Origin of the sequence: Paenibacillus sp. MER 180, from assembly GCF_023713665.1 — a bacterium.
GTDB lineage: Bacteria > Bacillota > Bacilli > Paenibacillales > Paenibacillaceae > Paenibacillus_B > Paenibacillus_B suaedae.
In genome coordinates this window covers 93138-105270 of record NZ_JAMAVT010000003.1, presented here as the reverse complement: position 1 = coordinate 105270, position 12133 = coordinate 93138, and the positions used below count along the sequence as shown (strand labels likewise).

The following is a 12133-nucleotide window of genomic DNA, read 5'->3' as shown; positions in this document are numbered from 1 at the left end:
TAGAATCATGTTTTTTATTTTCTCACGTCGTTTCCGTACTTGTCCAGATCAAAAAAGACTTTTAAATGTTGCAACTTTTTCATTCTATCATCGTTATTATTGTTAAAGGGGGTTTCGGGCTTACATGAGAGATGTTACTCGTACATTGAAATACAGCCTATCCATTCTAGTAGGCTGTCTACTTATAACACTGATTGGTTCAAGCTTCGCCTATGCTGGTGATGGTGCCGCGCATAAGGTTCAAATGCAACCGGCTCCGATTCCGGTCGTACGTGTGGTAGATACGGATGGGAATACCTTATCCCATGACGCCTTGATCGAGAATGGGCTGACATATATCCCTATTAAGGATCTAAGCACGCATTTGAATTTGAAGGTACGATGGGAATCATACAGCCATACTGTATATATTGAAGGGGACAAATCAGATATTACGTGGAGTTCACTAACTGGCAAGATGAAGGTGAATGGCAAGGATACGGTGCTCACGACATTCCCTCAAATTATTAACAATAAAACCTTTATCCCGCTTCGTCTTCTGCAGAATGTATTTACTTATCAATTTGACTGGGATAGCAAAACGAAAACCGTTACCCTGCTCAACAATTGGTAGAAGGTTGGATGATATACGCAGCAATAATTCCATAGAGCGGATAGATTTGAAATCTAGAAAGAGCAATACGGGCTGTTCCTACCTGTACTGCTCTTTTTTATGCTTGCTGCCCATCCAACAAGTCTTCGTTAATAATGGAGAACAAAAGAACATCCTCGTAGCGCCCTTTTGCAAAAATATGCTTACGAAGCACTCCCTCCTGTTGAAAACCGCACTTCACCAACACGCGTATCGAGGCAGTATTATCTGGATAGCATCTAGCTTCAATCCGTACAAGCTTCATCGAAGTAAATCCATAACGAATCACCTCGTTCACAACCTCTGTCATGAGGCCATGTCCCCAGCAGGATCTGGACAACGCATAGCCTATCTCGGCACGTGCATGCTGCTGATTCCAATTCCCAAAGCCGCATGTGCCGATAAGCCGCTCCGACTGCTTGCAGTAAATTCCCCACGGAGCAATCTCTCCGCGACTATAACGCTGGATAATCCAGTTCAGAAAACGCTGCGAATCAGCAATCGTCTGGTGAGCAGGCCATGTTGCAAACCGCGAAATCTCTTCATCAGAAGCATATTCAAACATATCCTCAGCATCCTGAAGCTTCATTTCCTTCATACGTGTACGGGCTGTCTCTAGGACTGGAACGGGAAAGAACAGCTCTGTCTTGCGCATCATGATTTCCCTCCTTATGGATCTGGGATTCACCTTATTCTTCTACACAAGATCATGCCATAACTGCCCGCTATTGTCTAACCATGCCGTATTTCTATCTCTATCTCTATCTCTTTCTCTTCAACGTGACAAAGACAAAAAGCCCGTCACCTTCAATAAGGGCACGAGCTGATGTCTGTTTTAGATGCTGTTATTAGAATTATCGCTTTGGATGATTGCGAAATAACAGAGGTAGAACTAGACTTGATTATGAACGAAGCTTGCCAACGAAAGTATTCCCGAATTGTCTACACAGTTCCTTCTCGTCAGCCTTAGGCGTCAATTCTACCTTCAAGCCATCCAACACAACCTCGCAGCCGCGCTGACGCAGCTTCTCAATGAGAATGTCCACTGCGGCACCATATTGTGCGTACGAAGAATCACAAGAACCAAACACGGCCGCCTTCTTGCCCGTCAGATCCACATCATCCATCTCATCGAAGAAATCAAGGAATTCATCGGGCAGTTCACCATCCCCCCATGTGTACGCGCCAAGCAGAATTCCATCGTACTCTGCCATCTCCGATGCATAGGCATCCATGACTTCCTTCATCGTAAGCTCCTCATCAGTTCCTTTGACGCCTTCGGCCACAGCTTCCGCCATTTCTTCTGTATTCCCTGTCATACTCGCATAAATTAACAATGTGCTCATGTATATAACCTCCAACTTTTTTATGTACAAAAATTGATATTGATAATCATTATCATTATAGTTGGAGTCGTTGCATTGCGCAAGCAGCAATCTTCTGCCAATTAAAAAAGGATAAGGCAGCTCTATCGAGCTCCTCATCCCAGATCTAGCCTTCAACGCTATTCTTAAATACCGAAGGTTAAAACGTTAGCGTATATGTTAATTCGTGTCTCCCATATAGACGTCTTTTTCCCCTCTACCCTGCAGCTTGGGTATCAATTGTGCAGGATAAACTCGAATGTGATCAAGCGCTGATAAGGCAACCCACTCTACACCAACCTGATACTCGTCAGGATTCGTTCCTGCAAAGATCTGAGCCTCTTGCTCTGTCGGTGGAATACGCTCATCAAGTTCAGCGACAAAATAAAATTCAACCTGATGGACATCGGCATCCCATTCTGCAAATTGATGATTTTTACCTATGTACTCACGAACATACGTGAGGTCGTGCACACGGATATGACAACCTATTTCTTCCATACATTCCCGCTTCAACGCATCACTTAACTGCTCTCCATGTTCCTGTCCACCACCTGGGAACAGATAGAAGAATCCTTCCTGATCCTTGTTTTTCGTAAGCAGCACTTTTCCGTCGTATATGATGATTGCCTTGGCTGAATTTCGTATGGGCTTCATATGTCTTCCCCCTTGATAAAAGTGTTCTAACAGTTAATTGTACCTTAATTAGCAAGCTGTCAATGCGGTAATCGTTACGAATTTGATAAATTTTTTATAAAATCATCGAAAAAGATAAAGACGAACACCTAACATTATGGTAGTATATGGTACAAACCAGGTGTCAATTATCTCCTCTGACCTGCATCTAGTAAGGTTGGCGTATGGTGTAAACGATTATTCCATTGAGAGGGGAACTGTACACGTATGAAACGTAGATCCATGATGCTTATGTTGACGCTTTTACTGGCAATAAGTGCGTTTGTAAGCGCTTGCGGAAGCAGCAGCACGCCTGCCCCTGAGTCCAAGCCGAGCGAGACTCAGAAACCTGGCGACAGCGGGACAGGTGAGAAAAAAGAAGAGAACAAGGACGTGGCACTCGCCTCAGATCAGACCTTCCGCTTCAACATGAAGAGTGATCCTCCTTCCCTTGATCCTGGTACATCTCAGGATACGACTTCCTTCCAAGTATTGAGCCATATCTTTGAAGGGCTCACACGATTGGATGAGCACGGCAAAGTTATTCCAGGTACCGCAGAGAGCTGGGAAGAAGATGCTACGAAGACGAAGTATGTCTTCCATCTCCGCAAAGATGCCAAATGGTCGAACGGCGATCCTGTAAAAGCAAAAGATTACGAGAACGCTTGGAAACGTGTTCTCGATCCTAAGATGTTGCCAGCTCCACCATATGCCTATCAGCTGTACTACATTAAAGGTGCAGAAGATTACAACACGAAGAAATCCACGGATCCAAATTCCGTAGCAGTAAAAGCCACTGACGATTACACGTTGGAAGTCGAACTTACGACACCAACTGCTTACTTCTTAAGCTTACTCTCCTTCCAATCCTACTTCCCTGTACACACGGATGCCCGCGATTCGAAATGGGCTTCTGAGGCAAGTACTATCATATCGAACGGCCCATTCAAAATGTCAGACTGGAAGCATCAAAACTCACTTGAACTGATTCCAAACGAACACTACTATGCAAAAGATGAAATCAAATTTACGAAAGTACAAATTACAATTGTCGAGGATCCTGGTACCGAAGTCAGCATGTATGAAACAGGAGCACTTGAATTCGCAGGTCAGCCGACTGGTGAAATTCCGGTCGACCAAATTGCGATGCTGAAGGAGTCGAAGCCAGATGAGCTTCAAATCAAAGGTATTGCTTCCTCGTATTACTACCTGTTCAACAATAAGCAGAAGCCATTCGACAATGTCAATATTCGCAAGGCACTGGCAATGGCTATTGATCGTAAGCAAATTGTTGAGAAAGTCACGCTTGGTGGTCAAACACCTGCATTTGGTATTGTTGCGAAAGGTATCGCAGGGATAAATGATGAGTATCGCAATGAATCTGATGACAGCGCCTATTTCAAGGAAGATGCTGCTGAAGCAAAGGCTCTTCTCGAAAAAGGCTTGAAGGAATCCGGATTGTCAGAAATGCCTGAATTTACACTCACTCACAATACCAATGAAATGCATAAGAAAGTTGCTCAAGCCGTCGCGAATATGTGGAAAAATACGCTTGGACTGAAAGTAAAGGTTGAAAATCAGGAGTGGGGTGTCTTCCTAAAGAACCGGACGGCATTGAACTATCAAGTCGCTCGCGCCGGCTGGACGACAGACTATAATGATCCAATGTCATTCATCGATCTCTATACGACTGGCAGCGGCAATAATGATATTGGGTACAACAATCCTGAATTCGATAAACTGGTGAAAGATGCGAAGATTTCTGTGGATCCAAATGCACGTATGGACTTGATTAAGCAAGCTGAGAAGAAGCTGATTGCAGACGATATGGCGATCATACCGATTTTCTATCATACAAATGTTCATTTACAGAAGCCGTACGTCAAAAATGTATTTATCGACTACCAAGGACAAATAAACTTCACTCGCGGTTATATTGCAGAACACTAATCGATCGATCGTGACATTGAGCATGTAAATAGTCGGGGTACATATGCAGGCAATGTTCATATGTATCCCGACTTTAGCATTATAGGTTGAAATTATCCTTCAGGAGGCTGGTGGAATGTGATTCGCTATGTCCTTACCAAGCTAATGTATCTCATCATTTCCTTATGGGTTCTGGCTACACTTACCTTTCTATTGATGAAGGCTGTCCCAGGCGACCCATTTCTGTCAGAGAAAGCCGTTCCTCCAGAAATACGTGCAAGGCTCATGGAGCAATATGGACTCGACAAGCCATTATATGAACAGTATGTCGTTTATTTGAACAAGCTCGTTCAAGGTAATCTTGGTATTTCCATGAAAATGCAGGATCGTGAAGTCGTTCAGGCCATCCGCGAATCCTTCCCCTACTCACTTAAGCTCGGTATCTGTGCCTTAATTGTAGCCGTCACGATCGGGATAGGACTCGGGATTGCTGCAGCAATGCGGCATCGCAAGCTGATTGATACGTCCTCCATGGTACTCGCTGTCGTTGGCGTATCTGTCCCCAGCTTTGTTCTTGCCTCATTTATGCAATACGTGCTTGGGGTAAAACTGAAGCTGCTGCCCGTCTTTGGACTAGCTGGCCCCCTCACCTATGTCATGCCCACCATTGCGCTATCAGCTCTACCGATTGCTTTCATCGCCAGATTAACTCGCTCCAGTATGCTGGAGGTTCTGCATTCTGATTATATTAAGACAGCCAAGTCCAAAGGTCTGTCTGCCGGTGTCATTGTGCGCAGACATATTTTACGCAACGGAATCTTGCCTGTTGTTACGTATCTTGGCCCACTTACTGCAGGTATTGTTACCGGTTCATTCATTGTGGAGCATATTTTCGGAATCGGTGGTCTTGGTAAAATATTCGTAATGAGTATTACGAACCGCGACTATTCTCTCATCATGGGGATCACTATGTTCTATGGCGTTATATTGATGGTGGCTCGCTTCCTTACTGACTTGGCTTATGGTGTTATCGATCCTCGCATTAAGCTTGCCAAAGGAAAGGAGAAAGCGGCATGATTACCTACAACAAACAGAATCCATTGCAGCAGCCCCCTATCAAGCCCGAGCAATTCAAAAAAGCGAACATCGACGAACATGCGGCGGAGGCGATCGAACGCGAGAGTATATCCGCTTGGCGCGATTCGTGGCTTCGATTGCGCAGTAATTGGGCAGCAATGACAGGCCTCGTTATTCTTGTTCTGCTCATTATTATGGCCATCATCGGACCAATGTTAACTTCTTATGACTACGAAACCAATTATTTGGACAAGACGAATTTGCCACCTTCCTCAGAGCATTGGTTCGGCACGGACGATCTCGGCCGCGACATGTTCGCCCGTACTTGGATGGGCGCTCGTATTTCACTTATCGTCGGCTTCTCCGCAGCCCTCATTAACTTGATTGTCGGCGTCATATATGGTGGCATAATGGGGTATGTGGGAGGCAAACTCGATGAAATCATGAACAAGGCATCTGAAATTATATTCACACTTCCTGACCTTCTTGTAGCCATTCTACTGGTAGTAGTACTAGAACCAAGTCTTGGCGTTATTATATTGGCGCTGTGCTTCACTGGCTGGATAAATATGGCCTGGATTGTGCGCGGGCAAATGATGCAGCTCAAAAATCAGGAGTTCGTCCTTGCCTCCCGTTCTCTCGGCGCATCGGGAGCACGGATCTTGTTCCGGCATCTGATTCCAAATTCACTCGGCCCGATTATCGTTACGCTAACCTTAGCAATTCCTGTATCGATCTTCGGCGAAGCGGTTCTTAGCTTCCTCGGGCTTGGTGTACAATCCCCAGCTGCCTCTTGGGGAACGATGATTAGCGATGCATTGAAGGCGATGACCGTCTATCCATGGCGTATCGCATTCCCTGCATTCTTTATCAGCTTGACGATGCTTGCATTCAACATGTTTGGCGATGGACTGCGTGATGCACTCGATCCGAAGATGAAAAAGTAGACGAGGAGGATGACGAATATGAAGCCTTTATTGGAAATCAACGACCTTCACGTCTCTTTCCACGTCCGTGGCGGCGAGGTGAAGGCAGTACGCGGTATCAATTTTCATGTGAATCAAGGCGAGGCCGTGGCGATCGTAGGCGAGTCCGGCTGTGGCAAGAGTGTTACGGCGCAATCGATATTGCGGCTGCTGCCAAGCCCACCTAGCAAGGTGAAGCAAGGCGAGATACGCTTCAAGGGAAATGATCTTCTGAAGCTGAAAGAACGTGACATGCAATCGATTCGCGGCAAGGACATCGGCATGATCTTCCAAGATCCCATGACTTCATTAAATCCGACGATGACGATAGGTCGACAGATTACTGAAGTATTAATGAAGCATCAACAAATGACCGCTTCACAGGCGAAGGCACGGGCTATCGAGATGCTGTCTATGGTTGGCATTCCGAATCCAGCTTCTCGCTTCCAGCAATACCCGCATGAATTCTCGGGAGGAATGCGCCAGCGCGCGATGATTGCCATCGCACTTGCCTGCAAACCATCCCTGCTAATCGCAGATGAACCGACTACAGCGCTTGACGTAACTATACAAGCTCAAATCTTGCGCGTTATGAAACAGCTGCAGCAGGAGATGGGCACATCCATTATATTAATTACACATGATCTCGGAATTGTCGCTGATCTATGCGACCGAGTCATTGTTATGTATGCTGGTAAAATCGTTGAGACCGGAACGAAATGGGATATATTCAAAAATCCACAGCATCCTTATACGAAGGGCTTGCTCCGTTCCTTGCCTCGTCTGGATCAGAAGAAGGAGGAGCCGCTTATTCCGATTTACGGCACACCGCCAGATCTGATTAAGCCGCCAGCAGGGTGCGGGTTCTGCGCTCGCTGCAATGAAGCGATGGAAGTCTGCATGTCCTACGATCCGGAAGTAACGAAGGTAGGCGATTCGCATCAAGCGAAATGCTGGCTTCTCCATCCGCTGGCGCAGGAGGTGGCTCGATGAGCAGAGAGGCATTGCTTGAAGTACAGGGATTGAAGAAGTATTTCAATCTAGGCCGCGGCAATATATTAAAAGCGGTTAACGATGTCAGCTTCACCATCCATAAGGGTGAGACCCTCGGTATGGTTGGTGAATCCGGCTGCGGGAAGTCCACTGTAGGACGAACTGTCCTGCGCCTTTACGAGCCGACAGGCGGTAAGACAATCTACAATGGAACGAATATTTACAGCCTGAAGCGCAAGCAGATGGCAGCGGTGCGCCGAGAAATGCAGATGATCTTCCAAGATCCGTACGCTTCGCTTAATCCGCGGCTCACCATCTCTGATATTATTGGAGAAGCTATCGACATTCACAAGCTAGCTGCGAGCCGCGCAGAAAAGAAGAAACAGATCGAAGATCTCCTTGATCTTGTTGGCTTGAATCCAGATCACGCTACTCGCTATCCGCATGAATTCTCAGGCGGCCAACGACAGCGTATCGGCATCGCTCGCGCGCTTGCCGTAGATCCAAAGCTCATTATTTGTGACGAGCCGATCTCCGCACTTGATGTGTCCATCCAAGCACAAGTCGTTAACTTGCTAAAGGATCTGCAGGCTCGGCTTGGACTCACCTATTTGTTCATCGCCCATGATTTGTCCATGGTCAAGCATATTAGCGATCGCGTGGCCGTTATGTACTTGGGCAAAATGGTTGAACTGACTGATAGTGAGACGCTCTACAATGAGCCGCTTCATCCTTATACGCAAGCGCTCATGTCCGCCATTCCTGTTCCCGATCCAGATATCGAGGCGCAGAAGGAGCGAATTGTGTTAAGCGGTGAACTCCCAAGTCCAATCAATCCACCGAGCGGTTGTCATTTCCGTACGAGATGCCCCGCGGCAACTGAGCAGTGTGCGGCTGCTGTACCGGAATTCCGTGAAGCCAAGCCTGGTCATTATGTAGCCTGCCATCTCGTTTAGGATGTATCCAATTATTTCAGACCAAGCAATAAAGGCAGAGAAGAGAATCAGGAGACGTTCCTCCTATCTCTACTCTGCCTTTTTCATGTCGTTTCCAATCTATCTTGGAAGTGACGTATGCCTCTTACTTAATCAAACTTCACTAACAATGAGTGATGACACACAGTCTGCAAGTCCCGATATATTTGATTGATTGGCGCATCCTCCATAACTGCATGGATGCCCAAGTACGGGAATAGCGCATTGGCCGATGATAAGGCTGCTTGTCCAGCTTCCTTACACCGAAGTGATACTTCCTGTACATCCGTGTCCGTGAGTACCGTGCCCTGTGTATGCTCGTTCCACGATTTCTCGATAGCCTGATAGAACGCACTTACCGCTTCCGTCAGCAATTCGTTCTGAATGATGATTTTATTCGATATAGAATCATAACGGTTCACCGAAGCATTCTGCCATACAGTGCGATTCCGCTCCGCAATATTTCGTGCCTCTTCCAGGAAGTGCATTGCCAGCCCTATGCTTACAGCAGCGAATGAGGCTTCTGCAAAAGGCAGGAACGGATATCTGTATATCGGGTTATCGTAAAGACCATTTGGCTCCATAATGCTAAAGGTTCGTTCATCAGGTACAAATACATCATGTACGACAATGGAATGACTTTCTGTAGCCTTCAGGCCAAATGCGTTCCAATCCTTCACGATCTCGACTTCATCCGGCCAGAATACGAATGAACGAATGACCGGCTCCGCTGCAGATTCCACTCCAGTATCCGATTCGGCATGCTTTTGAACCACACAATTGGCGGTGAACACAGTCGCATATGTGGAGCCGCTGCAGAACTTCCAGCGCCCATTCACCCGGTATCCGCCCTCAACCTTCACAGCCGTGCCGCTTGGATGCCCCGATCCTGCTACAACCGCATCCTTCCTCGTATAAGCATCCTTCGCCACTTCTGGCGTCATAAATGGTGCAAAGAAGCCGCCTCCAGAGCCAATCGTTACGAGCCAGCCGAAGCTGCCATTAATCCAGGACGTATGCTCGAACCATTTCAACGCTTCGGGAAGTTCTGTCATATTCCCCTGTAATTCAGCTGGTACGAACAGCTTGAACAATCCCCGCTCATAAATCCATTGCAGCAGCTGCTGGGGAAGCTTCCCCTCTTGTTCAATGGTCAAGGCCTGATCTCGAATGATGCGAATTTCTTCATCGGTAAAATGATTCATCGGTAACACGCTCCCACTCTTATCAACGTATGGATAAATGCAAATCTATCTATTTATCCATTATAGTACACGTTTACAAGATAAGGCGGAGACGAATCATATCTACGCAAGGAATTCCATTCTCTTCGATCGGTTCATCATAGTGAATGACGAAGAAATCGGTATCGATTCCGCAAATACGGAAGCCGCATTTCTGATATAAGCCGAGCTGTGACAGACTGGAGTTCCCAGTACCTACCTCCAGCACTTGATAACCAAGCTCTCGAGCGCACTGAATGGCATGCTGTACAAGCTGCTTTCCATAGCCCTTGCCCTGCCACTCTTCTGCAACCGCCACATTCACAAGCTCAAGGGTGTGCGGGCGCGTCGGAAGCAGAAGTACAGCTCCAATCGTCTCTCCATTCACATTCAATGTATAACCGATACTGCGATGCAAGTATTGATTCACGGCAGCTTCTTCCGGATCAGCAAGCAGCAGCAAATCTAGTGGGATGTTACGAGTTTCCGTAGGAATAATGAGTGCTTCCAAGACAATTGTCCTCCTCTAAGCTGTCTCTCACTTCTCACCTGCATGGTTGAATCAAGTGAAGGACAGAGTTTGTGTGTGGATTCATGAGCATGCAACTTACGCCATCTGACCATATTCCTGGGCATATGCACCATGCTGTAAATAATGCTTGTACAGGTGGAAAAACACACGTATTCCCCCATAAAAGTTAGAGTCATGCTCACTCTTGCGTATTAAATAAACCGTATCCTCAATCGAAGGTACTTGCCCTTCCTCACACATCCGTTCATACTCCACAAAGTCGACTTCGAACAATCCTTTCTCCTCGCCTGTCTCCGTAGCGTAAGCGTATAATGCCGTGGAACCTTCCAACTTCTTCAATTGATAATGTATCGTTGAAGCCATTGCAAATCACCTACTTATGTATAATGTAGAATCTGTCCCGCTTCCCGTGTGTGGTGAGCGATTGTTCACAACGGAGTAGTCGGATATCTGCCTGTTATAACGACAGTTGTCTCCATTCCATAGCGATTTCCGTATGCGGTTCTCCACCAATCTCAATTTCCTTCTCGCCGACGATTATTGCACCGGTACGACGATAAAATTGAAGAGCACGATTCCCTTTCAAAACCCACACCAACATATTCGTATGTCCGAACGACTTCGAATGCTCCATCACGTGTGAAACCAGCTTGCTACCGAGCCCTTGTCCTTGAACGGTCGACAGCAAGTAGAGTGCATATAATTCTGCTCGATCCGGAAATTGTTCGCTCCGGCTTGGGCCACCCATCGCAAAACCAGCGATTTCCTCAGTATCCTGTACTGCGACATATATACACTTGTCAGCTGTCAAATGTCCTATTGCATGTTCCCACATATTTTGTCTAGCTTGTACAGATAAGCCTGACAAATAAGTATCTGATACAATCCCTTGATAGGTAGTGCGCCAGCTGTCAACATGAACACGTGCAATACCAGGCGCATCGCCAGCCATCGCTTTTCGAATTTGCAATTGACTCCCTCCTCTACAGGTGAGTTCATCCTCTACTTGGGATGATGAGAACCTCTTCCACTCCATTTCGCGTGCATGGCAGCCAATAATAGACCTAGTAACGATCCAGAGAATGGTGCAACAACTAGGATACCGATCCAATTCGTTCGGCTGCTGAATAATAGCTTAGCCATAAGAGTAAGCATTGCGACGAGTACGACAATTGCCCAGAAGGTACGCTTCCTTGCGCTCGGCACACGCTGCAGCTGAGAAGACAGAAGCGTAGGGGACACTTGTCTGCCTATTCGATAAATCCAATACACTTCAACAGCAAGTCCTACCATGGATAAGGAATGCTGAATCCATTTATAGATTGGGATACCGACAGCGGTTGCTTGAAGCTGAGGCAACTGCTGAACGGCCCATCCGCTTTGATGGGTGAAGCTGTCCACCAAGACATGAGAACCAAATCCGATTGAAACCGACAGGATAAATAGCAGCCACGCTCCAATTGACGGTAATCGCCAGGTAGAGACGAACGCCAAGGATCGCCGATCAAGCTCGAAGTACGAGGGCAAATGACGAGCAAGCTGCTCCTTCATGATGAGATGAAATAGGAAAGCAAACAATACACTCAGAGGGATTGCTTCCAACAGCAATCCCTTCCACGTATGGCCCATTAATTGGTACGGTTCAAGCATGATAAAATATTCAAAGTCAGGTGCCATGCTTCCAAGAACTAGCCCCGTCACACTTAAGTATTGCGGCGCAAGACGCTGAACAGGTGCAGCATACAGTGGATGTGCGAAGGTAAAAGGCAT

14 protein-coding genes are annotated in these 12133 nt (G+C 46.7%); 6 read left to right on the top strand and 8 right to left on the bottom strand.

Going from position 1 to position 12133, the window contains the following annotated elements:
- The first annotated feature begins 124 nt into the window (after nt 1–124).
- The gene (locus M3661_RS05465) at nt 125–613 is read left to right on the top strand and encodes a copper amine oxidase N-terminal domain-containing protein (RefSeq protein WP_251482884.1); all 489 of its coding nucleotides are present in this window, start codon (nt 125–127) and stop codon (nt 611–613) included.
- Nucleotides 614–710: 97 nt separating this feature from the next.
- On the opposite strand, the gene M3661_RS05460 is transcribed toward M3661_RS05465, so the two are convergent.
- The 3 genes from M3661_RS05460 to M3661_RS05450 form a co-directional block, all read right to left on the bottom strand.
- Complete coding sequence (locus M3661_RS05460; protein ID WP_251482882.1) at nt 711–1289, bottom strand: GNAT family N-acetyltransferase; 579 nt, start codon at nt 1287–1289, stop codon at nt 711–713.
- Nucleotides 1290–1533: 244 nt separating this feature from the next.
- Complete coding sequence (locus M3661_RS05455) at nt 1534–1977, bottom strand: flavodoxin (RefSeq protein WP_065291230.1); 444 nt, start codon at nt 1975–1977, stop codon at nt 1534–1536.
- A gap of 198 nt (nt 1978–2175) precedes the next feature.
- Complete coding sequence (locus M3661_RS05450) at nt 2176–2652, bottom strand: NUDIX domain-containing protein (RefSeq protein WP_065291231.1); 477 nt, start codon at nt 2650–2652, stop codon at nt 2176–2178.
- 246 nt (nt 2653–2898) lie between these two features.
- On the opposite strand from M3661_RS05450, the gene M3661_RS05445 reads away from it, so the two are divergent.
- The 5 genes from M3661_RS05445 to M3661_RS05425 all read left to right on the top strand — a co-directional run bounded on the left by M3661_RS05445 (nt 2899) and on the right by M3661_RS05425 (nt 8590).
- Nucleotides 2899–4620: a peptide ABC transporter substrate-binding protein gene (locus M3661_RS05445; RefSeq protein ID WP_065291232.1), complete on the top strand. Its 1722-nt coding sequence runs from the start codon at nt 2899–2901 to the stop codon at nt 4618–4620.
- Between the two features lie 117 nt (nt 4621–4737).
- Nucleotides 4738–5676, top strand: a complete 939-nt coding sequence (locus M3661_RS05440; RefSeq protein ID WP_065291233.1) for an ABC transporter permease — start codon at nt 4738–4740, stop codon at nt 5674–5676.
- Entirely contained in the window at nt 5673–6623 is a 951-nt protein-coding gene (locus tag M3661_RS05435) for an ABC transporter permease (RefSeq protein WP_065291234.1), read from the top strand. Before M3661_RS05440 ends, M3661_RS05435 begins: the two co-directional genes overlap by 4 nt.
- 18 nt (nt 6624–6641) lie before the next feature.
- Nucleotides 6642–7634 (top strand): ABC transporter ATP-binding protein, encoded by a 993-nt coding sequence (locus M3661_RS05430; protein ID WP_065291235.1) that lies wholly within the window; start codon nt 6642–6644, stop codon nt 7632–7634.
- The gene (locus tag M3661_RS05425; protein WP_251482880.1) at nt 7631–8590 is read left to right on the top strand and encodes an ABC transporter ATP-binding protein; all 960 of its coding nucleotides are present in this window, start codon (nt 7631–7633) and stop codon (nt 8588–8590) included. Before M3661_RS05430 ends, M3661_RS05425 begins: the two co-directional genes overlap by 4 nt.
- Nucleotides 8591–8718: 128 nt before the next feature.
- Here the strand turns inward: M3661_RS05425 and M3661_RS05420 are convergent, their stop codons facing one another.
- From M3661_RS05420 to M3661_RS05400, 5 genes are all read right to left on the bottom strand, one after another.
- A complete protein-coding gene (locus M3661_RS05420) occupies nt 8719–9813 on the bottom strand; it encodes an acyl-CoA dehydrogenase family protein (RefSeq protein WP_251482878.1) in 1095 nt (364 codons plus the stop codon).
- A 73-nt stretch (nt 9814–9886) separates the two neighbouring features.
- Entirely contained in the window at nt 9887–10342 is a 456-nt protein-coding gene (locus M3661_RS05415; protein ID WP_065291238.1) for a GNAT family N-acetyltransferase, read from the bottom strand.
- 96 nt (nt 10343–10438) lie between these two features.
- The gene (locus M3661_RS05410) at nt 10439–10726 is read right to left on the bottom strand and encodes a hypothetical protein (protein ID WP_065291239.1); all 288 of its coding nucleotides are present in this window, start codon (nt 10724–10726) and stop codon (nt 10439–10441) included.
- Between the two features lie 94 nt (nt 10727–10820).
- Nucleotides 10821–11333 (bottom strand): GNAT family N-acetyltransferase, encoded by a 513-nt coding sequence (locus M3661_RS05405; protein WP_083189145.1) that lies wholly within the window; start codon nt 11331–11333, stop codon nt 10821–10823.
- A 32-nt stretch (nt 11334–11365) separates the two neighbouring features.
- A complete protein-coding gene (locus M3661_RS05400) occupies nt 11366–12133 on the bottom strand; it encodes a DUF4184 family protein (RefSeq protein WP_251482875.1) in 768 nt (255 codons plus the stop codon).